Source organism: Microbacterium kunmingense (assembly GCF_023155745.1).
In the GTDB taxonomy this organism is placed as follows: domain Bacteria; phylum Actinomycetota; class Actinomycetes; order Actinomycetales; family Microbacteriaceae; genus Microbacterium; species Microbacterium kunmingense.
This window is the reverse complement of the sequence record NZ_JAKNUS010000001.1, coordinates 104,954-125,315: the sequence shown is the minus strand read 5'-3', so window position 1 is coordinate 125,315 and position 20,362 is coordinate 104,954. Positions and strand designations below refer to the sequence as shown.

Sequence of the window (20,362 nt, the reverse complement as noted above, 5' to 3'; positions counted from 1 at the left end):
GCCGCGTGCCCCGCATCCTCCTCACCGGCATGTCGGGCGCCGGAAAATCGACGCTCCTCACCGAACTCGCCCGCCGCGGCCACCTCACCGTCGACACCGATCATGATGGCTGGACCGACGGGGACGGCGGGCCCTGGGACGAGGAGCGGATGTCGCGACTGCTCGCGACACACGAGGACGTCGTCGTCTCGGGCACCGCCGAGAACCAGGGGATCTTCCGCGATCGTTTCGCCCACGTCATCCTGCTGAGCGCACCGATCGAGGTCCTGCTCGAGCGCGTCCGGCGCCGCACCGACAACCCCTACGGGAAGACAGCGGAGCAGCAGGACGACATCCGCCACTACACGATCGAGGTCGAGCCGCTCCTCCGCCGATCGGCGACGCTCGAGCTCGACGGGCGCCGACCGGTGTCCGACCTCGCCGACGAGGTCGAGGCACTCCTCGCCCCCTCGCCACCGCCGGGGAATGAGTCCCCGCCCCGCTTCAGTACACGTACTCCATGAGCTCGACCCCGAGGGTGCGGAACGCCTCGTGCGCCCGCACGCGGTGCATGACCGACAGGTCGTCGAAGCACACGATCAGCGCGTAGGAGACACCGGCGCGAGGACCGGCGATGACGCCGGCCTCGACACGGATGCCGCGGTCGCGGCCGGTCTTGTTGAGGAAGAGCAGTCCGTGCTCGTCGCTCTCGTGCGCGAAGGGGTCGAGTCCCGTGGCGGAGGCGACGAGGGAGAGGTCGTGATTGAGGGTGAGCCACTCCGCCACCTGGGCGCTGACCGCCGGCGACACCGCCTGGCTGTTCACCAGCGCCCCGAACACCTCCGCGAGATCACGGGCGGAGCCGAGCGCGAAGTGCGGCGCATCGTCGGGTCCGCGGTGGTCGCGGAACCGGTCGAGGAGCGCCGTTCGGCCGAGTCCCAGCGCCTCGATCTGCGCCCGCACCGCCGGCAGGCCCACCCGCTCGAGCAGTCCGTTCGCGGCCAGTCCGTCGCCGGTCGCAGCCGCGAGCACCGCCATGTCGACGAGGGGCAGCGTCGGCACCTTCAGGTGCTGCCACAGCCCCGCTCCCTCGATGCCGGCGAGGCTCGCCCGGTCGAACAGCTCGAGCGGATCGAGGGTGCCCGCCTCGAACTGAGAGGCGACCTCGATGAGGAGCGGCACGACCCCGAGGCCGGCGACCGGCTGCGTGACGTGGTCGTCGCCGGCGAGCACGGTGGTGCCGCGATCGAGGTCGGTGATGCGCACCGAGACCTGCGCGCCCGAGGCGGCGACGGTGTCGAGCGCGCGCAGGGTCGAGGTGAACCTGCGGGCACCACCGCCCCCGCGACGGGAGGTGCGGGCGCGACCGCGCCGGGGTCCGCGCAGCGCGTCGGGTTCGCGGCGGGAGCCCGGGGTGGAAGAGCCCCGCGAGGGCGGTTCGATGGGCATCGCCACGCGACTCTCCCTCCTGCCAGACGGTTCGATCAAATGTCTACGCGAAGACCGCGGTCACCACCAGGGCGGCCGGTTCACCAGATGGTGACGCGCTTGTCCTGCTCGAGCCACAGCGCGTCGGACTCCGTGACACCGAACGCGTCGTAGAACGCGTCGATGTTCCGGACGATCTGGTTGCAGCGGAACTCGTTCGGCGAGTGGGGGTCGATCGTCAGCAGCCGGATAGTCTCGGCGTCCCGGCCCTTCTGCTGCCAGATCTGCGCCCACGACAGCAGCAGCCGCTGGATGCCGGTGAACCCGTCGATCTCCGGTCCCTCGATCGGGGCGCCGTCGACGTCGGCGCCGAGCGAGAGGCGGTAGGCCTTGATCGCGATGCCGAGGCCCCCGAGGTCGCCGATGTTCTCACCGATCGTCAGGGCGCCGTTCACGCGATTCTCGTCCGACAGACCCTGCGGCACGAGGGCGTTGTACTGCTCGATGAGCACCGCCGTCCGCTCCTCGAAGGCCGCGCGGTCGGCATCCGTCCACCAGTCCCGGAGCGACCCGTCGCCGTCGAAACGGCTGCCCTGGTCATCGAAGCCGTGACCGATCTCGTGACCGATGACCGCCCCGATGCCGCCGTAGTTCGCCGCGGCGTCCCGGGTCTCGTCGAAGAACGGGTACTGCAGGATCGCCGCCGGGAACACGATCTCGTTCATCAGCGGGTTGTAGTAGGCGTTCACCGTCTGGGGCGTCATGTACCACTCGTCGCGGTCGATGGGCCCGCCGACCTTGGCCAGCTGACGGTCGTGCTCCCAGATGTGCGAGCGTCGGACGTTCCCGACGAGGTCGGCGGCGTCGATCTCGAGCGAGGAGTAGTCCTTCCAGGTCACGGGATACCCGATCTTGGGCGTGAACGCCCCGAGCTTCGCCAGCGCCCGTTCGCGGGTCTCGGGCGTCATCCACTCGAGCTCCGAGATGCTCTGCCGGTAGGCCTCGATGAGGTTGGCGACGAGTTCGTCCATCGCCCTCTTCGCGGCCGGGGGGAAGTGCCGGTCGACGTAGACCTTGCCGATCGCCTCGCCCATGGCCGCCTCGGTGAGGCCCACCCCGCGCTTCCAGCGCTCGCGGTTGACGGGGACGCCGGTGAGCTGAGTGCCGTAAAAGGCGAAGTTCGCCTCGACGAAGTCATCCGACAGGAACGGTGCGAGCGCGTGGATGACCTGGAAGCGCAGCCAGGCCTTCCAGTCCTCGAGCCGGTCCTCGCGCAGCAGCCCGCCGAGCCCCTCGATGAAGCTCGGCTGGTAGACGACGACCTCGTCGAACGCGCCCTCGTACCCGGGAGCGAGGCCCTCCAGCCACGGCTGGAGGTCGGCCCCGGCGAGGCTCTTCACCTGCTCCCAGGTGCGGAGGTTGTAGGTCGCGACGGCGTCGCGGCTCTTGACGTTGTCCCAGTGGTGGGTCGCCAGCTCGGTCTCGAGGGAGAAGATGCGATCGGCGGATGCCGCGGGGTCGGCGACTCCGGCCAGCTCGAGCATCTTCTCCAGGTGCGCCCGGAACGCCGTGCGGGTGTCGGCGAAGTTCTCGAGGCGGTAGTAGCTCTCGTCGGGGAGGCTCAGGCCGCCCTGCACGAAGAACGGCACGTACCGCTGCGGGTTACCCGGATCGGGCTCGACGTAGAGCACCATCAGCGAACCGGCACCCTCGCGCTCGAACGCCCCCACGAGGCGGAGGAAATCGGGGATGCTCGCAACCTCGTCGATGCGCGCGAGCTGCGCGGTCAGCGGCGCGGCGCCGAGCTCGGCGATGCGGGCGGTGTCCATGAAGCTGGCGTAGAGGTCGCCGATCTTGCGGGTCTCGGTGCCGGGCTCGGCGTCCTGCGACTCCTCGATGATCGCGCGGACGTCCTTCTCGGCCTGTTCGGCGATGAGGTGGAACGACCCCCACCGCGCCTTGTCGTCGGGGATCTCCGTGCGGTCGAGCCACGACCCGTTCACGTGGCGGAAAAGGTCGTCCTGCGGGCGGATCTCGTCGCTGAGGTCGTCGAGCGCAAGGCCGGAGCGGAGTGCATCGGTCATGGGTTCCAGGATAGGCGCGGGTTTCTGTGCGGGACGTCCGAGCGGTGTCGCCGGCGGGCCCACCCGCGTCCGCGCCGCCCCCTTCCGAGCGCTTCTTCTCCTCGACCCGGGAGCAGATCTCGGGCGGTGTCGCCGACGGGTCCTACGCTCGGTGGGGTGAGCGAGAGCGATCAGAAGACCGGGCGGATGACGCTGAACCGCGACATCCTGCGGCTCGCCGTCCCCGCGCTCGGCGCGCTCATCGCCGAGCCGCTCTTCCTCATCCTCGACTCGGCGTTCGTGGGGCACCTCGGGGTGGTGCCGCTGGCGGCGCTCGGCATCGGGGCGGCGGTGCTGCAGACCATCGTCGGGCTGATGGTGTTCCTCGCCTACTCCACCACCCCCGCCGTCGCCCGGCGGTTCGGCGCCGGCGATCCGACGCGGGCGGTGTCGGTCGGCATCGACGGCATGTGGCTGGCCCTCGGCATCGGGGCGATCCTCGCCCTCGCCGGGTACCTCGCCACCCAGTTCCTCGTCGGGCTCTTCGGCGCGGGCGCCGATGTGGCCGCCGACGCGCAGATCTACCTCGGCATCTCGATGTGGGGCCTGCCGGCGATGCTCATCGTCTTCGCCGCGACGGGGCTCCTGCGCGGAATGCAGAACACCGTGACGCCGCTGTGGATCGCGGGGCTCGGGTTCGGCGCGAACGCGCTGCTGAACTGGATCTTCATCTACGTCTTCGGCTGGGGGATCGCAGGCTCCGCCGCCGGCACGGTCGTCGCCCAGTGGGGCATGGTGGCCGCCTACGTCGTGGTCATCGGCCGGCTGGCGCGCCGGCACGCGGCATCCGTCCGTCCGCAGCGCGAGGGCGTGCGCGGCTCGGCCCTGCAGGGCGGGTGGATGTTCCTGCGCACCGTGTCGCTGCGCGCGGCGCTGCTCGCCACCGTCGCGGTCGCGACCGGTCTCGGCACCGACGAGCTCGCCGGCTGGCAGGTGGCGTTCACGATCTTCTCCACCGCCGCCTTCGCGCTCGACGCCCTGGCGATCGCCGCGCAGGCCCTCATCGGCAAGGGGCTCGGCGCGGACGACGAGCCGTTCGTGCGGCGCGTCCTCGGCCGCACGGTCGCGTGGGGAGCGTGGTTCGGCGTCATCGTGGGTGCGGTGATCGCCGCGGCGTCCGGGGTCATCGGCCTGGTCTTCACCGGCGACCCTGCGCTCGCGACCCTCGTGCAGCCGGCCCTTCTCGTGCTCGCGGTCGCGCAGCCGGTGTGCGGCGTGGTGTTCGTGCTCGACGGGGTGCTGATCGGCGCCGGCGACGGGAAATACCTCGCGATCGTGGGGGTGCTGAACCTCGTGCCGTTCGTGCCGGTGCTGATCGCGGTGGCCATGCTCGCGCCGACCGGCGCCGCGGGTCTCGCCTGGCTCGCGGTGGCGTTCTTCGGCGTCTACATGCTCGCGCGGCTGGTCACCCTCGGGCGCCGCGTGCGCGGTCGGGCGTGGCTGACCGCGGGGGCGTGACGGGCGGGGGCGTGACGGGCGGGGGCGTGACGGGCGGGGCGGCGAGGTCGGGAACCGTCCCCCGCAGCGCGCGGAGGGCATAGAGGATCGTTGCGAGATCGACGCCCTCCTGGATGAGGGCGCCCGCCACCGCCGGGATGACGCCGGTCATCGCCACGAGCATGAGACCGATGCTGAGGGCGATCCCGATCCAGATCGCCGTGAGCGCGACCCGCAGGGTGTGCCGACTGATCGCGATCGCCTCCACCACCTTGGCCAGGGAGTCCACGACGACCACCACGTCGGCGGCATCGCCGGCAGCCGTCGCCCCCCTCGCCCCCATCGCGACCCCGACATCCGATGCGGCGAGCACCGGTGCGTCGTTCACCCCGTCGCCGACCATCAGGGTCGGGCGGGGGCGCATCCCGGCGGCGAGGTGCACCTTCTCGGGCGGGAGGAGTTCGGCGTGGACCTCGGTGATGCCGACCTGCCCCGCGATCGACCGGGCGGTGGGGGCGGCGTCGCCCGTGAGCATCGTCACCCGCTCCACGCCGTTCCCCCGCAGCCACTGCACGACCCCGGCGGATTCGGGGCGCACCGCGTCGGCGAGGATCAGCGCACCGGCGAACCGGTCGTCGATCGCGACGTAGGCGGCGGCCTGCCCGGGGGCGAGGTCGGACCGTACGAGCGCCGGTGCACGCGAGGCGATGAAGGCGGGCTTTCCGACCGCGACCACCCGCTCGCCGATGACCGCGGTGACACCGTTGGTGGCGACCTCCTGGGCCTCTGCGGCGGGCCGGAGGGCGAGGCCCTCGGCGACGGCGGCGCGGCGCACCCCCTCGGCGAGCACGTGGGTGGAGTACTGCTCGGCCGAGGCGGCGAGCGCGAGCAGTTCGTCGCGGTCCACACCGTCGGCGGGGCGCACCTCGACCAGTTCCGGCCGTCCGGCGGTGAGGGTCCCGGTCTTGTCGAAGCACGCCGAACGCACCCGGGCGAGTTGCTCGAGCACTCCGCCGCCCTTGACGATCACCCCCGCCTTCGCGGCGCGCGAGAGTCCGCCCAGGAACGCCACGGGCGCCGCGATCAGCAGCGGACACGGGGTGGCGAGCACGAGCACCTCGGCGAACCGGGTCGGGTCGCCCGAGATCGCCCACGCGGTGCCCGCCAGCACGAGCGAGACGGCGGTGAACGGCACGGCGAACCGGTCGGCGAGGCGCACGACCGGCGCCCGCGACGCCTGCGCCTGGCTGACGAGGGCGACGATCTGCTGGTACTGGCTGTCGGCGCTCCGCCGCCGTGCCCGGATGCGCACCGCCGACGACCCGTTCACCGCGCCCGAGAACACCTCGCTCCCCTGCGGATGGCTCACCGGCATGCTCTCGCCGGTGAGCGAGGACTCGTCGAAGGTGCCCGACGCGCTGAGAAGCTCTCCGTCGACGGGGACGATCTCGGCGGGCCGCAGGAGCAGGATGTCGCCGACGGCGACCTCGTCGACCGGAACGTCGTCGATCCGCTCGGCGCCCCCCGGGCCGGGTCGGGCAGCGACCCGGTGCGCTGTTCGAGGCGCGCGATCGAGGAGGGCCGTGAGGTCCCGCGTCGCGCGGCGCGCGGCGGCGTCTTCGAGTGCCTCGCCGCCCGAGAGCATCAGGACGATGATGAGGGATGCCACGTACTCGCCGACCGCGAGGGTGGCGACCATCGCCACCACGGCGAGCACATCGAGCCCGACGTGACCGCGCAGGACGTCGCGGATCATCCGGACGAGGGTGAACGCGACGAAGACGGCGACGTACGCGCTCGCCACCCACCGCGCCGCGCCCGCGCCGGTCGTGTTCGCGATGACGACCACGGCCGCCAGAACGAGGACGGTCGCGGTGATGACGGGGTATCGCCACACGGCACGCAGCAGCGTCATGGTCTCAGCATGGCGGGCAGCGCCTGCCCGGACCAGGGGAACGGCGCGCCGGGCCGCCGCCTGCCGGGGCGGGGCCCGTCGGGGCTCACGCCCAGCGGCGGCACCACTCGTACATCACGACCGCACCCGCGGCCGAGGCGTTGATCGACCGGGTCGAGCCGTACTGGGTGATCTCGACCACCGCCGACGCGGCGGCGAGCGCCTCGGGCGACAGGCCCGGGCCCTCCTGACCGAACAGCAGCACGCAGCGCTCGGGAAGAACGGCGCGATCGAGCGGCACCGAGCCCTCGACGTTGTCGATCGCGATGACGGGCAGCTGTTCGCTCGCCGCCCACGCGGCGAAGGCCGCGACATCCTCGTGGTGGCGCACGTGCTGGTAGCGGTCGGTGACCATGGCGCCGCGCCGGTTCCAGCGACGTCGCCCCACGATGTGCACCTCGGCGGCGAGGAAGGCGTTCGCGCTCCGCACGATCGAGCCGATGTTCATGTCGTGCTGCCAGTTCTCGATCGCGACATGGAACCGGTGGCGGCGCCGGTCGAGATCGGCGACGATCGCGTCCATCCGCCAGTAGCGGTACGCATCGACGACGTTGCGGGTGTCGCCGGCGGCCAGCAGCTCGCGGTCGTATCGCGGGTCGTCCGGCCAGGCATCCGGACCACCCGGCCAGGGTCCGACGCCGTGCGGGAGCACCGGGTCCGACGGGTCGGGATCGGTCGGCGCGGCATCCACCGCACCAGGCTACCGCCGGGCCTGGAACCCCTTTCCGAAACTCCCGCCGCGGGCGATTCCCCGACATACTGGAGACTCGGCGACGGCGAGACCATGTGGGGGATTCCTTGTTCGACGACGACAGGCGTCAGCGCGCCATCGAGGCGCTGGGCATCCTCGATTCACGCCCCGACGAGCGCGTGGACCGGGTCACCCGCCTCGCCCAAGAGCTCTTCGACGTCCCGATGGTGAGCGTCACCCTGATCGACCGCGACCGCCAGTGGCGGAAGTCGCAGATCGGCCTCGGCGGTAACGAGGCCCCCCGGGAGGGGGCGTTCTGCGATCTCACCGTGCGCACCGGCGACACGCTCATCGTCGAAGACGCCAGCGTCGACGACTACTTCGCCGACAACCCTTTCGTCGTGGGCGACCCCCACCTGAGGTTCTACGCCGGGCACCCTCTCCAGGCCCCGGGCGGCGAGCACGTCGGCACACTCTGCATCCTCGACACCCAGCCGCGCACCCTCGACGCCCGCGACATCGAACTCCTGCGTGAGATGGCGACGTGGGTGCAGAAGGAGCTGATGGCCGAGGACGACCTGGACCTCGCCACCGTGGTGCAGCGCGCCCTGCTTCCCGACGGCTCCCCCGAGGTGCCCGGCTACACCCTGGCGGGCGCCGCGATCGCGTCGGGGCAGCTCATGGGCGACATGTACGACTGGTACCTGCACGACGGGAAGCTCCGGGTGAGCCTGGCCGACGTCATGGGCAAGGGAACGGGCCCGGCGATCATCGCAGCATCCGTCCGCGCCGCCTTGCGCACCGCACCCGACCGCGATCTCGCCGCCGCGGTGAGCGAGGTCGACAGGCTGCTCGAGAACGACATCGGACGCTCGGGCATCTTCGTCACGGCCGTCCACGCCGAGCTCGACCCCGCCACCGGGACGCTCAGCTGGGTCGACGCCGGGCACAGCCTGGCGTTCGTCCTCCGTGCGTCCGGGGAGTGGCGGCCCCTCCGTTCGACCGGTCTGCCGCTGGGCATGGGCTTCGACATGGAGCGCTCGGTGACGACGGTGCAGCTCGAGCCCGGCGACGCGTTCCTGTGCTGCAGCGACGGGCTCCTCGACATCCTCGACCCCGACGACCCGTTCGGCCACGTCTCCCGGGTCGTCGGCGACCAGGGACCGGCCGGAGCCGTCCTCGAGGCGCTCCGGCTCGCCGAGGAGCGCAAGGCCCCCGACGACGTCACCGTGCTGATGGTGCGGAGGGATCGATGACGGCACGGTTCGTCTGGATCCGCATTCTGGCGCTGCTGTCGGTCCTCCTCGGCGTCAACTACATCGCGTGGCGGTGGCTGGATTCGATCAACTGGTCGGCCTGGTGGATCGCCGTCCCGCTCGTCATCGCCGAGACATACAGCCTCATCGACACCTTCCTGTTCGCCGTGACGATGTGGCGGGCGCGCGATCGGCCCGCCCCGACCTCACCGCCGCAGGGCACCGCCGACGTCTTCATCACCACCTACAACGAGCCGATCGAGATGGTGATGGCCACGGCCCTGGCCGCGCAGCGGATCGCCTACCCCCACCGCACCTGGGTGCTCGACGACGGGTCGCGGCCCGAGATGGCCGCCGCCGCCGAGGCGGCGGGGCTCGGGTACATCACGCGCTCGGAGGACTGGACGGGCAAGCCCCGTCACGCGAAGGCCGGCAACCTCAACAACGCCCTGATGGACACCGACGGCGAGTTCCTGCTGATTCTCGACGCCGACCAGGTGCCCGATCCGCTGATCCTCCACCGCACCCTCGGCTACTTCGCCGACGACCCCGAGGTCGCGCTCGTGCAGACGCCGCAGTGGTTCGTCAACGTCGACGACGCCGATCCGCTGGGCAGTCAGGCGCCGCTGTTCTACGGCCCGATCCAGCAGGGGAAGGATGGCTGGAACGCGGCCTTCTTCTGCGGGTCCAACGCGGTGCTCCGCCGCGACGCGCTCATGCAGCTCGGGATCGTCGGCTATGTGCGCGACCTCGAGCAGTCCACGGCGCGGACGCTGAAGGCGGCCGAGTCGCTGCTCTCGCGCGCGGCGCGCGACCGCGACGCCGACGACGCGGTGCGCAGCGAGCTGACCGCGCTCCGCGACGAGGTCGCCGGCGCGCGCCGGCTGATCGCCGACGGCGCACCCATCGGCGAGGTGACCTACCGCGTGCAGAGCGCCGTGGACGCGGCATCCCGCCGTCTCGTCTCCCGCGATCTCGCGGCGCTCCAGGCAGACCTCGACGTCATCGCGCGGTTGCCGATCGAACGCGACAGCGAGCTCGACGCGCTCGTGATCGACGACGCCGCCCTCGACGCCCTGGCCACCCGCGAGATGTCGCCGCTCGGCGCGGTCGAGTCGGTCTCGGCGCTCCTGGACGCGCTGCGCGTGGACCGCCCGGGCGAGGCGCAGCCGGTGCAGCCCATGGCGACGATCTCGGTCACCGAGGACATGGCGACGGCGATGCAGCTGCATTCGCTCGGGTGGCGGAGCGTGTACCACCACGAGATCCTCGCGCACGGTCTCGCCCCCGAAGACCTCCGCACCATGCTCACCCAGCGCCTGCGCTGGGCGCAGGGAACCCTGCAGGTGATGCTCCGCGACAACCCGCTGGTGAAGAAGGGGCTGTCGGCGGGGCAGCGCCTGATGTACTTCGCCACGATGTGGAGCTACCTGTCGGGCTTCACCGCGCTGGTGTACCTCGCGGCGCCCGTCATCTACCTCGTCTTCGGCGTCATGCCCGTGACGGCCTGGAGCGTGGACTTCTTCGCCCGGTTCCTGCCGTACTTCATCATCAACCAGATCCTCTTCCTCGTCGTCGCGCGCGGGATCAAGACCTGGCGCGGGCAGCAGTACGCCCTCGCGCTCTTCCCGGTGTGGATCGAGGCGTGCGTCACCGCCTTCGCCAACGTGGTGCTGAAGCAGCCGCTCGGCTTCGCGGTGACGAAGAAGGACGGCCGGGCCGAGGGCGGTCCGCCCTGGCGCCAGATCTGGCCGCAGCTGACCGCCATCGTCGTGCTCGTGCTCGCCCTCGGGATCGGGCTCGCCCGCATCGCTGTGGGCACCGCCGACGGCACCGGCACGCTGGTCAACACCGTCTGGGTCGTCTACGACCTCGCCGTGCTGAGCGTGATCATCCAGGCCGCCCTCTATCGTGGCCCCCAGGCCACCCTCACCGACGAAAGGCAGATCGCCTCGTGAACCTCACCGTCACCCCCGGCAGCGCCTACGCCGTGATCGCCCTGGAGGGCCGCCTGACCGCCCCGAGCGTGCCGCGCCTCCGGTCGGCGATCAGCGAACTCGTCGATGCCGGCAGCATCCGGGTCGTCATCGATCTCTCGAACACCGAGTTCGTCGACTCGTCGGGACTCGGCGCGCTGATCGGCGGCCTGAAGTCGGCCCGTCTCGCCGGGGGCGACCTGCGGATCGCAGGGGTCACCGAGCCGGTGCGACGGGTGCTGAAGCTCACCAACCTCGACCGGGTCCTCCGGGAGTACGACACCGTCGAGGCGGCCTTCGATGAGCGTTGAGGGCATGCGGGTGGAGGCCCGCGCCGACGACGCCTTCATCGACGAGGTGCACCAGGTGCTCGACGTGCTGTGGACGAGCCGCCCCGACGTCGACGAGGAGGACCGGACCCTCTTCACGCTGGCCGTCAGCGAGATAGCGACGAACATCGTCGAACACGCGCGCGCCCGGGAGCAGATCTCGGTGCGCCTGGACCTGTCGGTCGACGACGAGGGCCTCCGCGCCGTCTTCTTCGACGACGCCGACCCGGCGCTGATCGACCTGAGCGACGTGTCGATGCCCGACGACGACGCCGAGTCGGGCCGCGGGCTCGCGCTGGCGCTCGCCACGCTCGACGAGCTCGAGCACTCGGGCGAGGCCGGCGGCAATGTGTGGCGGCTCACCCGCCGGTTGCGTCCCGGGGCCTAGGTAGCCTGGAGCGGTGGCCTCCCCCGCCGTCGACGACTACCTGAAGACGATCTACCACCACACCGAGTGGCAGGACGCCCGGATGACGCCGTCCCAGCTCGCCGTGGTCCTCGGCCTCGCGCCCTCGAGCGTGACGGAGATGGTGCAGAAGCTCGCCGCGCAGGGCCTCGTCACCCACCGCCCCTACGGCCCGGTGACGCTCACCGAGACCGGTGAGCGGCGCGCCGCCGCGATCATCCGCCGGCACCGCCTCATCGAGACCTGGCTGGTGCAGGAGTTCGGGTACAGCTGGGACGAGGTCCACGACGAGGCCGAAGTTCTGGAGCACACCGTCAGCGACCGGCTGCTCGCCCGCATCGACGAGCGACTCGGGCACCCGCGGTTCGACCCGCACGGCGACGCCATCCCCGACGCCGACGGGCGCGTGCAGCGCGAGCCCTTCGTGCTGCTGCAGGTGGCGCCGGTGGGGCACCGCGGCCGGGTGCTGCGCGTCAGCGACCGCGACCCCGACCTGCTGCGCGCCCTGGAGGCCATCGGCGTCGCCGTCGGCCACGAGATCGAGGTGCGCCCCGCCGGACGCGTGTCGGTCGACGGCGGCGCGCCGCTCACCCTCCCCGAGGGTGCGGCGTCGGCGGTGTGGCTGCGCGCCTGACCGCCCGTTCCCTCAGGGCCAGTGGATGCCCGAGGTCTCCTCGCAGAAGCGCCACAGCCGGTCGGCGATCTCCGGGTCCCGCGTGATCTTCGACGCCCGCTGCTTCGCAGGTCGGCCCCGCAGCGTGAACCGCGGGCCCCAGAACTCCCCGCCCTCCACCACCGGGTCCACGAGCGCGCGCACGAGCGGCCACGCGCCCTGCTCCTTCGACTGGGTAACCGGGCCCTGCAGGTTGTCGACGAACCGGGCCCAGCGCGACGGCTCGTTCACGCCGTGGATGCCCGGGGTGCGCCCGCTGATGCTGTAGCCCGGGTGGGCGACGACGCTCGAGACCGGCACCCCCGCCTCGCGGAGGCGGCGGTCGGCGTCGAGCCCGAGCGCCGTGCACGCCACCTTCGACTGCACGTATGCGCGCCAGGGCGTGTAGCCCTCGACGAGCTGCGGGTCGACCGGGTCGTACGGCGAGATCGTCGTGGAGACGCTGCCGACCCACACCATCCGCCCCTCCGCCGCCGACAGCGACGTCAGGAGCGCCCCGGCGAGCGCAAAATGGCCGAGCACGTTCGTGGCGAAGACGACCTCGTTACCGCCGTGGGTCGTCTCGCGCGTGCGGGGCGGGTGCACGACGCCGGCGTTCAGCAGCAGACCGTCGATGCTCCACCGGGCGCGCGCCGTCGCCGCAGCCGCCCGCACCGAGCCGAGGTTGCTGGTGTCCAGCAGCAGGGTCTTGGTGGGGCCGACCGTGGCGGCCTCGGGCACCCGGCGCTCCACGGCCGCGCGCGCCGCGACGAGACGGTTCGGATTGCGGCCGGTCATCACGACCCGGGCCCCCGCCCGCACCAGCTGCTCCGAGGCGAAGTACCCCAGGCCCCGCGTGGCACCCGTGACGAGGTAGGTGCGGCCGGTCAGGTCCGGCAGCGCATCGGGGTCCCACTCGGGCGCGGTCACCCTCCGACAGTAGACCTCAATCGCCCGGTGGCACCCCCGACTCCCCCGGTACGCTGGCACCATGCGGACCCGCGCCGATATCGAATGCTGGCTCACCGACATGGACGGGGTCCTCGTCCACGAGAACCGTCCGATCCCCGGCGCCGCCGAGCTGCTCGCGCAGTGGCGCGATCAGGCGACGCCCTTCCTCGTCCTCACCAACAACCCGATCTTCACCCCGCGCGATCTCAGCGCCCGGCTGGCCCGGTCGGGCCTGGACGTCCCCGAGGAGCGGATCTGGACCTCCGCCCTCGCCACGGCCGACTTCCTCCGCTCGCAGCTTCCCGGCGGCACCGCCTTCGTCATCGGCGAATCGGGGCTCACCACCGCGCTCCACGAGGCCGGCTACGTCATGACCGAGACCCAGCCCGACTACGTCGTGGTCGGCGAGACGCGGCAATACAACTTCGAGGCGATCACCAAGGCCATCCGCTTCATCAACGACGGGGCGCGATTCATCATCACCAATCCGGATGCCACGGGGCCGACCCCCTCGGGAGTGGTGCCCGCGACCGGGTCGTTCGCCGCGCTGATCACCCGCGCGACCGGCAAGGAGCCCTACGTCGTCGGCAAGCCCAACCCGATGATGTTCCGGTCGGCGCTGAATCGCATCGGAGCGCACTCCGAGACCACCGGCATGATCGGCGACCGGATGGACACCGATGTCGTCGCCGGCATCGAGGCGGGCCTGCACACGGTGCTGGTGCTCACGGGCATCAGCGATCAGACCGAGATCGAGCGGTACCCGTTCCGCCCCGACGAGGTCGTCGACTCCGTCGCCGACCTGCTCGCCCCCGAACCGCTGGAATCGGAGATGCCCGAGGGGGTGTGACCCCGGCGGCACGGATATGGGCGCCCTCGACGACGGGGAGAAGGTGACGGCGGCCGACGCCGCCGTCTGGCGGGCGTGGCTCGCCGAGAACCACCGCACGTCGACCGGCGCCTGGCTCGTCCGCCCCCGGCCGGGTTCGGGACTCGAGCTCGTCGGTTACGAAGACGCCATCGTCCAGGTGCTGTGCTTCGGCTGGGTCGACGGCCCGGTGAGGGTGTTCGACGAGCAGACGAGCGGGCTGTGGTTCGCGCCACGCCGGCCGACGAGCGGGTGGGCGGCGACGAACAAGGCGCGGGTCGCACGACTGGAGGCCGAGGGGCTGCTCGAGGAGGCCGGCGTCCGCGCGATCGAGGTCGCCAAGGCCAACGGGTCCTGGAGCGTGCTGGACAACGCCGAGGCGCTGCGCGAGCCTGACGATCTCGCCGCCGCCCTCGATGCGGCGCCCGAGGCCCGCGCGGCGTGGGACGGCTTCCCGCCGTCATCCCGCAAGTTCGGCATCACCCAGGTCGACACCGCCCGCAGACCCGAGACCCGCGCGGCGCGCATCGGGAAGATCGTCGTCGACGCGAGGGAAGGACGACGCCCATGATCTCCGAGACCGAGCAGACGCTCCTGCTGATCACCAGCGCCATCATCGTCGCCGGCACCCTGGTGGTGCTGCTGTGGCAGCTCATCCGCTCCCGCCGCGGGCCGCGCGACGGCGAGTAGCCCCGGCTGAGCGCGCGGAGCGGTCTACTGCGGCGCGAGACCCAGATCGTCGAGGTCGATCGCGGCGAGCCACTGCAGCCCGGCCGCCTCGACGGCATCCTGCGCCCCGGTCTTGCGGTCGACGATCACCGCGACCGCGACCGGCTCGGCACCCTCGCGGCGCAGCGCCTCGACGGCCTTCAGCGCCGACTGGCCGGTGGTGGAGGTGTCCTCGACGACGACGACGCGCTTGCCCGCGACATCCGCTCCCTCGATCTGCCGGCCCCGGCCGTGGTCCTTCGGCTCCTTGCGCACGACGAACGCGTCGAGCGGGCGCCCCGCCCGCACCGACTCGTGCAGCACGGCGTTGGCGATCGGATCGGCACCGAGCGTCAGTCCCCCGACGGCGACGACGCCGTCGACATCGCGGATGAGGTCGAGCATGATCCGCCCGATCGCGGGCGCGGCGCGGTGGTCGAGGGTGAGCCGGCGCATGTCGACGTAGTACGACGCCTTCTTGCCGCTGGAGAGCGTGAAGTCGCCGTGGAACACCGCCTCGTCGGTGATGAGGCGGATGAGGGCCTGGCGGTCGGCTTCGAGCTCGGCAGTGGAGGCGACGGTCACGACGACGAGTCTAGATCCGGCGCGGATCTACGCTGGAGGCATGCGCCTGGCCACCTGGAACGTCAACTCCATCCGCGCCCGCGTCGACCGCATCGTCGACTTCGCCGTCCGCGAGAGCGTCGACGTGCTGGCGATGCAGGAGATCAAGTGCAAGGCCGAGCAGTTCCCCTACGAGCGCTTCGATGAGGCCGGCTACGAGGTGCAGGCGCACGGGTTCTCGCAGTGGAACGGCGTCGCGATCGCCAGCAAGGCGCCGATCGAGCAGGTCCGGACCGCCTTCCCGGGGATGCCCGGGTTCGCGAAGGGACACGAGGGTCCGGATGCTCCGCAGGAGGCGCGGGCACTGGGCGCGCGCATCGACGGGGTCGAGGTGTGGAGCCTCTACGTGCCCAACGGCCGCGCCCTCGGCGACCCGCACTACGACTACAAGCTGCACTGGCTCGCCGCCCTCGAGCAGTACACCCGTGACACCCTCGCCGCCGAACCGACCCTCCCGCTCGCCCTGGTCGGCGACTTCAACATCGCCCCCACCGACGCCGACAACGGCGACCCCGCGGTGGTGCCCGGGTTCTCCACCCATGTCTCCCCGCCCGAGCGTGAGGCCTTCGCGGCCCTGCAGTCGGCGGGGCTCACCGACGTCGTGCGCCCGCTCGTTCCGACCGGCTTCACCTACTGGGACTACAAGCGGCTGAAGTTCCCCCGCAACGAGGGGATGCGGATCGACTTCATCCTGGGATCGACGGGCCTGGCGGAGAAGGTCACCGGCGCCGAGATCCACCGCAACGAGCGGAAGGGCGAGCTTCCGAGCGATCACGTGCCGGTGGTGGTCGACCTCGATCTGAAGCCGCCGGTCGAGGAGGACGACGACCGCCCCATGATCTTCGGCTGAACCCCGAAGCCTCGCCCCGACAACCCTGCCCCGCTCAGGGGAGCCGTATGCTAGCCCCACATCCTCGAAAGGGGAGCGCAATGGGGAGCGTGCCAGAGACCCGGGGGACATCCTCCGGGTGGGGACGAGGCGTGGCCGTGGCCATGACCTCGCTCTCCGTGGCGGCCGTCGCACCGAGCGGTCGCCGGTGATCGCCGGGGGCGCGCGCGTCGTCGTCGTGGGCGCCGGATTCGGGGGGCTCGCCGCCGCCGCCCGCCTCGCCGCCGCCGGCCACGAGGTCACCGTGCTCGAGAAGCGCGACCTCATCGGGGGCCGGGCGTACCGGTACGACATCAACGGGTTCCGCTTCGACGGCGGCCCCACGGTGCTGACCGCCCCATTCATGTTCGAGGAGCTGTTCGCCCTCGCCGGCGAGAAGCTCTCCGACCATGTCGAACTCGTCCCGCTCGACCCGTTCTACCGGGCCTTCGACGCCGAGGGCGGACGCTTCGATTTCCGTGCCGCGCTGGAGGACTTCCGCGAGGAGGTGGCCAGGCGCAGCCCGGCGGACGTCAGCGGGTTCGACCGCCTGCAGCGCAAGATCAGCGGCATCTTCGACGCGTTCTACCCCTACACCGAGCGCCCGATGATGCAGCTGCACGTCATGCTGCGGATGCTCCCGTACCTCCTGCGCCACGGTGCGGCACGCGGCATGCAGCACCTGGTGAACACCACCGTCCGCGAGCCGTTCCTCCGCCGGGCGCTCGCCTTCCACCCGCTCCTCATCGGCGGCGACCCCGCGCGCACCCCGTCGCTCTACGCCCTCATCGTCGAGTTCGAGCGGCGCTGGGGCGTCCACTACGCCATCGGCGGCACCAGCGCCCTCGTCGAGGCGATCGGCGCACTCGTGCAGCGCCTGGGCGGCACCATCCGGTGCGGAGCCGAGGTCGACCGCATCCTGCACGCGGGCGGCCGCGTCACGGGGGTGAGACTGGTCGACGGGTCGGAGATCGAGGCCGACGTCGTCGTCTCGGGAGCCGACCCGGGCGCCACGTACGAGCGCCTGCTCGCCGGAACGCCGCAGGCGGCGCCGTCGCGGATGCGGATGCGCCGGAGCACGCCGAGCATGTCGCTGCACGTGCTGTACTTCGGCGCCGACCGCACCTGGCCCGACACCCCGCTGCACCACCACAACCTGCTCCTCGGCGGCGACGCGCAGACGGTCATGCAGCGGGTCTTCCGCCCGAAGCCCCGCGATCTCGACAGCAGCGCGCACCTGACGGCCGACGACCTGTTCCTCTACGTGCACGTGCCGACCCGCACCGACGCCTCGGTCGCACCGCCCGGCTGCGAGGCGCTGTACGTGCTGGTGGCCTCCCCGGCCCTCCCCGCACACGGTGCGCGGTCACCCGAGGCCGCCGTCGACGAGGCCGCGCGGGTGCGGCGCCTCGTGCTCGACACGCTCGACGAGCGTTTCCTCCCGGGCCTGTCCGATCACATCGTCGCCGAGCATGCGATCGGGCCGGAGCACTTCCGCGACGTTCTGCAGACGCCCCGCGGCGCGGCCTTCTCGTTGCAGCCGACGCTCTTCCAGTCGGGCTGGTTCCGCCCCCACAACAGGTCGCGCGCCGTGCGGGGCCTCTACCTCGTCGGCGCCGGCACGCACCCCGGCGCCGGGGTTCCGGCGGTGCTCGCCTCGGGCAAGATCGCCGCCGGGCTCATCGCGGCGGAGTTCCCTCCGGTCGGCGCCCGACGCGCCGGCGACGCCGACACGACGCGCATCGCCGACGAGGTGCCCTCATGAGCGCGGGGACGACGGCGCAGGGCTTCGCGGCCGGCTTCGGCGAGAGCCCCGAGGTCGAGATCGACGACGTGCCGGTCCGCGGCATCCTTCCCGACTGGCTGGAGGGATCGCTCCTGCGCAACGGGCCGGGGTCGTTCCAGGTCGGCGAGCGCCGGTATCGGCACTGGTTCGACGGCCTGGCGATGCTCCACCGGTTCACGATCTCGCAGGGCTCCGGTTCGGGTGGCCGGGTGTCGTACCAGAACCGCTTCCTCGAGACCGAGGCCTACCGCGCCGCGCGGGACGAGGGCCGGATCGCCTTTCCCGAGTTCGCCACCGATCCCTGCCGGTCGCTGTTCGCCCGCGCCATGGCCGTATTCGACCCGAAGCCGACCGACAGCGCGAAGGTGAACATCGCCAAGGTCGCCGAGAAATTCCTCGCCCTCGCCGAGACGCCCATCCAGGTCGAGTTCGACCCGGTGACGCTCAAGACGGTCGGGGTGACCGGGTGGGACACGTCGGATTTCGGCCGGATGACGACGGTCCACCCCCAGCTCGATGACGCCCGCGGGGAGGCGATCAACCTCGTCACCCGATTCAACGCCTCGAGCCAGTACGTCTTCCGCCACCTCGACACCACCACCCCGGGCGCGTCGCCGACGACGCTGGCGCGGAAGAGGGTGGGTGAACCCGGTTACATCCACTCCTTCGGGATGTCCGAGCGCTACCTCGTCCTCGCGGAGTTCCCGCTCGTGGTGAACCCCATCTCGCTCCTGCTGTGGCTGAAGCCCTACATCGAGAACTTCCGCTGGAGGCCGGAGCGGGGAACGAAGTTCCACGTGTTCGACCGGCGGACCGGGGCGCACGTGAAGACCCTGACGTCGTCGGCCTTCTTCGCCTTCCACCACGTCAACGCCTACGACGACGGCGACGAGGTGGTGGTCGACCTCGTCGGCTACGACGACGCCTCGGTGATCGAGGCGTTCTACCTCCACCGGCTCGAAGAGCCCGATGCCCGCATCCCTCCCGGCACGCTCCGGCGGTTCCGCCTGCCGCTCGCGGGCGGGGCCAAGACCGTGACCGGCGAGGAGCTCTCGCCGACGCCGATCGAGCTGCCGAGCCTCGACTACGCGCGCATGAACACCCGCCCCGACCACCGCTACGTCTACGGGGTGAGCCTCGGCGACGAGCCGGGGTTCTACGACCGGCTGGTGAAGATCGACACGTCCTCCCGCACCACGCTGACCTGGCATGCCGAGGGCTGCTACCCCGGTGAGGGCGTCTTCGTCGGGCGCCCCGGCCGCGAGGCGGAGGACGACGGGGTGGTGCTGTCGGTGGTCCTGGATGCCGCGGCCGAGACCTCGTTCCTCCTGGTGCTCGACGCCACGTCGTTCACCGAGGTCGCACGGGCCGAGCTTCCGCACGCCGTGCTGCACGGGTATCACGGCCAGTTCTACGGCGAGGTGCGCCCCCCGCTGAGATCGCAGCCTCACTCGTAGAGGTCGGGAGGTTCCGGCGTGCACCCGGCGGGCTCGGAGTTGCCGCTGATCGCGAAGTCCTCGCAGTACAGCCACTGCGACTGGGTGAGTCCGAGCACGAAGGACACGATCGCGATCCCCCCGACCACCCCGAGGATGAGCCACCGCGTCGAGCGGCGGGTGAACGAGGCGAAGTCGGGCCAGACGATGCGCACGAGCACCCACATGGTCAGCGGTAGACCGGCCACGATGACGAGGATGCCGCCGACGGCGAGCAGCAGCACCGCGATGTTGGTCTCGTTCTCGTTGAAGACGAAGGACAGCACGATCCACAGCGACGGGGTGAGCAGCAGCAGCGCGCGCACGAGCTTCGCGCCGACGGGCTTGCGCTCCACGAGGACGAACACGAGCGCGGCCGTGGACGCCGCCCACAGGGTCAGGAGCTGATCGAAGAAGAGGTCACCCCAGGCCCCGATCGTGAAGGCGGGCCACCACACCACCAGCGACATCCCGACCATCACGACCCCGATCGGGACCGTCCGCTCCGTCGCCGCCGGCCCGTCGGTCTGCTGCTGTTCGCTCACCCGCCGCACGCTAGCAGCGGATGACCCGGACACCGAGGATCCGGGCCTCAGACGTTCAACTGCGCCGCAAGGTAGCGCGCGGGCTTCAGCGAGAGCCGCGGCTCCGCGTCACGGAGGGTCTTGATGACCCGGAGTTCGTCATCGCCCGGTACACCGGCCTCATCGACGACGCGGCGGGCCCAGTCGCGGGCACGCACCGTGACCGACTCCCCCTCTCCGGGAAACAGCTCGGCGAGCTCGCGCCGGGGGTCGTCTCGGTCGCCCCAGAGGAGGTTCTCGATCTTCGACATCGTGCGCTCCTTCCGT

At 71.5% G+C, this 20,362-nt stretch carries 21 protein-coding genes; 13 read left to right on the top strand and 8 right to left on the bottom strand.

What is annotated here, in order from left to right; all coding sequences use genetic code 11:
* Positions 1-5: 5 nt before the first annotated feature.
* On the top strand, positions 6-503 hold the full coding sequence (locus MA875_RS00710) for a shikimate kinase (protein WP_248239627.1): 498 nt from the start codon (positions 6-8) through the stop codon (positions 501-503).
* Here MA875_RS00710 and MA875_RS00705 read toward each other — a convergent pair.
* On the bottom strand, positions 484-1,428 hold the full coding sequence (locus tag MA875_RS00705) for a serine hydrolase (protein ID WP_248240103.1): 945 nt from the start codon (positions 1,426-1,428) through the stop codon (positions 484-486). The genes MA875_RS00710 and MA875_RS00705 overlap by 20 nt on opposite strands.
* 80 nt (positions 1,429-1,508) lie before the next feature.
* Positions 1,509-3,491: a M13 family metallopeptidase gene (locus MA875_RS00700; protein ID WP_248239626.1), complete on the bottom strand. Its 1,983-nt coding sequence runs from the start codon at positions 3,489-3,491 to the stop codon at positions 1,509-1,511.
* A gap of 186 nt (positions 3,492-3,677) precedes the next feature.
* Here MA875_RS00700 and MA875_RS00695 point away from each other — a divergent pair, with 186 nt between their 5' ends.
* Positions 3,678-4,988, top strand: coding sequence for an MATE family efflux transporter (locus MA875_RS00695; protein WP_248240100.1), 1,311 nt, complete (start codon positions 3,678-3,680; stop codon positions 4,986-4,988).
* On the opposite strand, the gene MA875_RS00690 is transcribed toward MA875_RS00695, so the two are convergent.
* Both MA875_RS00690 and MA875_RS00685 read right to left on the bottom strand, forming a co-directional pair.
* Positions 4,936-6,882, bottom strand: a complete 1,947-nt coding sequence (locus tag MA875_RS00690; RefSeq protein WP_248239625.1) for a heavy metal translocating P-type ATPase — start codon at positions 6,880-6,882, stop codon at positions 4,936-4,938. The two genes, MA875_RS00695 and MA875_RS00690, sit on opposite strands and share 53 nt — an antisense overlap.
* 85 nt (positions 6,883-6,967) lie before the next feature.
* Positions 6,968-7,612, bottom strand: a complete 645-nt coding sequence (locus MA875_RS00685; protein WP_248239624.1) for a TrmH family RNA methyltransferase — start codon at positions 7,610-7,612, stop codon at positions 6,968-6,970.
* 95 nt (positions 7,613-7,707) lie between these two features.
* Between MA875_RS00685 and MA875_RS00680 the strand changes: the two genes are divergently transcribed.
* From MA875_RS00680 to MA875_RS00660, 5 genes are read left to right on the top strand one after another with little or no spacing between them, the layout of a single operon-like run.
* A complete protein-coding gene (locus MA875_RS00680; RefSeq protein WP_248239623.1) occupies positions 7,708-8,868 on the top strand; it encodes a PP2C family protein-serine/threonine phosphatase in 1,161 nt (386 codons plus the stop codon).
* On the top strand, positions 8,865-10,826 hold the full coding sequence (locus tag MA875_RS00675) for a glycosyltransferase family 2 protein (RefSeq protein WP_248239622.1): 1,962 nt from the start codon (positions 8,865-8,867) through the stop codon (positions 10,824-10,826). The genes MA875_RS00680 and MA875_RS00675 overlap by 4 nt, the downstream gene beginning before the upstream one ends.
* Positions 10,823-11,155: an STAS domain-containing protein gene (locus MA875_RS00670; RefSeq protein WP_248239621.1), complete on the top strand. Its 333-nt coding sequence runs from the start codon at positions 10,823-10,825 to the stop codon at positions 11,153-11,155. The genes MA875_RS00675 and MA875_RS00670 overlap by 4 nt, the downstream gene beginning before the upstream one ends.
* On the top strand, positions 11,145-11,561 hold the full coding sequence (locus MA875_RS00665; protein WP_248239620.1) for an ATP-binding protein: 417 nt from the start codon (positions 11,145-11,147) through the stop codon (positions 11,559-11,561). Before MA875_RS00670 ends, MA875_RS00665 begins: the two co-directional genes overlap by 11 nt.
* A 13-nt stretch (positions 11,562-11,574) precedes the next feature.
* Positions 11,575-12,213: a metal-dependent transcriptional regulator gene (locus MA875_RS00660; RefSeq protein WP_248239618.1), complete on the top strand. Its 639-nt coding sequence runs from the start codon at positions 11,575-11,577 to the stop codon at positions 12,211-12,213.
* A 12-nt stretch (positions 12,214-12,225) separates the two neighbouring features.
* Here the strand turns inward: MA875_RS00660 and MA875_RS00655 are convergent, their stop codons facing one another.
* Positions 12,226-13,161 (bottom strand): SDR family NAD(P)-dependent oxidoreductase, encoded by a 936-nt coding sequence (locus MA875_RS00655; RefSeq protein ID WP_248239616.1) that lies wholly within the window; start codon positions 13,159-13,161, stop codon positions 12,226-12,228.
* 61 nt (positions 13,162-13,222) lie between these two features.
* Between MA875_RS00655 and MA875_RS00650 the strand changes: the two genes are divergently transcribed.
* The 3 genes from MA875_RS00650 to MA875_RS17385 are packed head-to-tail and all read left to right on the top strand — an operon-like array spanning position 13,223 to position 14,740.
* Entirely contained in the window at positions 13,223-14,032 is an 810-nt protein-coding gene (locus tag MA875_RS00650; protein ID WP_248239614.1) for an HAD-IIA family hydrolase, read from the top strand.
* 16 nt (positions 14,033-14,048) lie between these two features.
* The gene (locus tag MA875_RS00645) at positions 14,049-14,621 is read left to right on the top strand and encodes a YdeI/OmpD-associated family protein (RefSeq protein WP_248239613.1); all 573 of its coding nucleotides are present in this window, start codon (positions 14,049-14,051) and stop codon (positions 14,619-14,621) included.
* A complete protein-coding gene (locus MA875_RS17385; protein WP_282448550.1) occupies positions 14,618-14,740 on the top strand; it encodes a hypothetical protein in 123 nt (40 codons plus the stop codon). The genes MA875_RS00645 and MA875_RS17385 overlap by 4 nt, the downstream gene beginning before the upstream one ends.
* A gap of 24 nt (positions 14,741-14,764) precedes the next feature.
* Here MA875_RS17385 and pyrE read toward each other — a convergent pair whose 3' ends face one another.
* Positions 14,765-15,343 carry an orotate phosphoribosyltransferase gene (gene pyrE / locus MA875_RS00640; protein ID WP_248239612.1) on the bottom strand — a complete coding sequence of 193 codons (579 nt, stop codon included), beginning with the start codon at positions 15,341-15,343 and terminating at the stop codon, positions 14,765-14,767.
* A 40-nt stretch (positions 15,344-15,383) separates the two neighbouring features.
* Here pyrE and MA875_RS00635 point away from each other — a divergent pair, with 40 nt between their 5' ends.
* The 3 genes from MA875_RS00635 to MA875_RS00625 all read left to right on the top strand — a co-directional run bounded on the left by MA875_RS00635 (position 15,384) and on the right by MA875_RS00625 (position 19,493).
* On the top strand, positions 15,384-16,232 hold the full coding sequence (locus tag MA875_RS00635) for an exodeoxyribonuclease III (protein ID WP_248239611.1): 849 nt from the start codon (positions 15,384-15,386) through the stop codon (positions 16,230-16,232).
* A gap of 187 nt (positions 16,233-16,419) precedes the next feature.
* Positions 16,420-18,015 carry a phytoene desaturase family protein gene (crtI, locus tag MA875_RS00630; RefSeq protein WP_248239610.1) on the top strand — a complete coding sequence of 532 codons (1,596 nt, stop codon included), beginning with the start codon at positions 16,420-16,422 and terminating at the stop codon, positions 18,013-18,015.
* Positions 18,012-19,493: a carotenoid oxygenase family protein gene (locus MA875_RS00625; protein ID WP_248239609.1), complete on the top strand. Its 1,482-nt coding sequence runs from the start codon at positions 18,012-18,014 to the stop codon at positions 19,491-19,493. Before crtI ends, MA875_RS00625 begins: the two co-directional genes overlap by 4 nt.
* Here MA875_RS00625 and MA875_RS00620 read toward each other — a convergent pair.
* Both MA875_RS00620 and MA875_RS00615 read right to left on the bottom strand, forming a co-directional pair.
* Positions 19,484-20,056 carry a hypothetical protein gene (locus MA875_RS00620; protein ID WP_248239608.1) on the bottom strand — a complete coding sequence of 191 codons (573 nt, stop codon included), beginning with the start codon at positions 20,054-20,056 and terminating at the stop codon, positions 19,484-19,486. The two genes, MA875_RS00625 and MA875_RS00620, sit on opposite strands and share 10 nt — an antisense overlap.
* Before the next feature lie 47 nt (positions 20,057-20,103).
* Complete coding sequence (locus MA875_RS00615) at positions 20,104-20,346, bottom strand: hypothetical protein (protein WP_248239607.1); 243 nt, start codon at positions 20,344-20,346, stop codon at positions 20,104-20,106.
* Positions 20,347-20,362 lie beyond the last annotated feature (16 nt).